The organism is Mycolicibacterium novocastrense (assembly GCF_001570485.1).
Lineage (GTDB): Bacteria > Actinomycetota > Actinomycetes > Mycobacteriales > Mycobacteriaceae > Mycobacterium > Mycobacterium novocastrense.
Genome location: NZ_BCTA01000119.1, coordinates 1 through 2,251, shown reverse-complemented (window position 1 = coordinate 2,251; position 2,251 = coordinate 1). Strand labels below are relative to the sequence as shown.

Annotated in this window: 2 protein-coding genes and 1 pseudogene; 1 reads left to right on the top strand and 2 read right to left on the bottom strand. The window is 63.0% G+C overall.

Going from position 1 to position 2,251, the window contains the following annotated elements; translation table 11 throughout:
• On the bottom strand, nucleotides 1–1,155 hold a 1,155-nt coding region (locus RMCN_RS30735; protein ID WP_067397026.1), incomplete at its 3' end, for an IS256 family transposase.
• Between the two features lie 159 nt (nucleotides 1,156–1,314).
• Here RMCN_RS30735 and RMCN_RS31215 point away from each other — a divergent pair.
• Nucleotides 1,315–1,683, top strand: coding sequence for a hypothetical protein (locus RMCN_RS31215; protein WP_165604508.1), 369 nt, complete (start codon nucleotides 1,315–1,317; stop codon nucleotides 1,681–1,683).
• Between the two features lie 214 nt (nucleotides 1,684–1,897).
• Here the strand turns inward: RMCN_RS31215 and RMCN_RS31795 are convergent.
• Nucleotides 1,898–2,251 (bottom strand): annotated as a pseudogene (locus tag RMCN_RS31795) (F510_1955 family glycosylhydrolase); the annotation flags it as partial.

Genomic DNA, 2,251 nt, shown 5'->3' with positions numbered 1-2,251 from the left:
GTCGGAGAGGTAGCGGCGAGTGACTTGCCATTCGTCGTGGGCTTCTATGACCACCGCGGTCGCCAGTCGTAGGAACGCCGCAGGGTTGGGGAAGATTTCTACCACGTCGGCGCGGCGTTTGATCTCTTTATTGAGCCGTTCGATGGGGTTGTTCGACCAGATCTTTTGCCAGTGCGCCCGCGGGAACGCGGTGAACGCCAACACATCGGTTTTGGCCTCATCCATCATTGTCGAGATTTTCGGAAAGCTCGCCGAGAGCGTGTCGGCTACCTGATCCCATTGAGCGGCGACCTCGGCGGGATCGGTGTGGGCAAAGATCGTCTTGACCGCCGCCGTGACCGCCGGGGCATGTTTGGCCGCGACCGCGCCGTGCAGGTTGCGCATGAAATGCACCCGGCAGCGCTGCCACGACGATCCGGCGAACTGCTGGGCCACGGCGGCTTTGAGGCCCGCATGGGCATCGGAGATCACCAGATGCACCCCGGTCAGGCCGCGCGCTTTGAGCGAGCCCAAAAACTCGCGCCAGAACTCGAAGGATTCGCTGTCACCCACGGCCGTGCCGAGCACTTCGCGGGTGCCGTCGATGGACACCCCGGTGGCCACGATCAGCGCTTGGGACACCACATGGGCCCCGACGCGGACCTTGCAAAACGTGGCATCGCAAAACACGTAGGGGAACTGGGTGTGAGTCAGCCTGCGGGTCCGAAACGCCTCGATCTCCTTATCGAGACCGGCGCAGATACGCGACACCTCGGACTTGGAGACCCCCGAGCCGACGCCGAGGGCAGCAACCAAGTCATCGACGCTGCGGGTGGAGACACCGTGGACGTAGGCCTCCATGATCACCGCGTGCAGCGCTTTGTCGATGCGGCGGCGCCGCTCAAGCAGCGACGGGAAGAACGAGCCGGCCCGCAGCTTGGGGATCTTGACCTCGATGTCCCCGGACGTCGTCGACACCGTCTTGGCCCGATGCCCATTGCGGTGCGTGTTGCGTTGCTCGCTGCGTTGATAGCGCCCGGCCCCGATCGCCTCAGCGGCCTCGGCCTCGATCAACGCCTGCAGTCCAGCACGGATCAACTCGGCGAACACCGCGCCCGCATCAGCGGACTTGAGCGCATCGAGCTGGGCGAGCAAGGCAGAATAGTCCTGGGTCATCGCGTGGTGCGTCCTTTACTTGAGTCACTTTGGTCGGTAACTCAATGACCACTACGCGATGCCCCACTTCAAGAGGCTCACCGACACACCTCAAGTCAGTCCCGGCTCGCTCGCCTCACCCCCGAAACCCCACCACCCCAGGGGACTTACCCAGATGCGGTGCTGACCGATCGTTTCGCGGTGTCCATGACCGCTGATGTAGATGCGCAGCGGGTCGCTGTAGCTCAAAAGCTTGCAACAGCGCCGCCACAAAACGTGATCGACGATTATCCGGCGGGGATCGGAGGAGCAGAAGGACGCGTTTCAGGGGCAGTCTTCATGGATAACGAATGTTATCCATCAAGAGGGAATTGCCGCGTGCCTTTCGCACTGAACCTCATGTACGTGCATAAGCGGCGGGGCAAATCGGATTCCGTGCTGCTTCGGCCGATGCGCTTTGTGTGGCGCGCTGTTGGTTGCGGTATGCAGCGACGTCAACGTCGCAGCGGGGTTGCGACTAAGCCCGTTCACGGTGCATCGAAGGTGTAGAACGTTTCGAACGTGGTTCCACTGTCGGTCGAGCGCTGGATGCCCTTCTCGGTTGCAACGAACACCAGGCCGCGCCCCGCTGACTCCACAGCCTGCGGGCGCTCACCCAGATCGCGCCGCACCTGCCACGTCGCCCCCGAATCTTGGCTGGCATACACGATCCCGGTCGGGGTAATCCCGATTAAGGGTCCGTCGTCGGGCCAACTCCGCAAGATCAGAGGGGGTGTGCCGGCGACAGGTGGAAGGTCTTGGCCTGGTCGATGCTGCGCAACATGCCCGTGCCGGTCGTGGCGAGGACGCCGTTCCGCTCGGTGGGTGACACCGCGATGTCGACGGCGCTGATCCTCGCGCGTCGCTCCCACGTCTTTTTGTCTGCGGTTACCATCACTGATCGGGTTCCGCTGTCGAGTCCAAAAAGCAGTCCATGCCGGTAGTCGAGGGAATGGAAATCGGCCTCGCCGGTCATCGACAGTGAGTGCCAGGTTTGGCCGCCGTCGGTGCTTTCGATCAAACCAAGGTTCGGTGGAGCGTCGCGGCTGTCTGCGCCGGGATGCCCACTGCCCAGGAA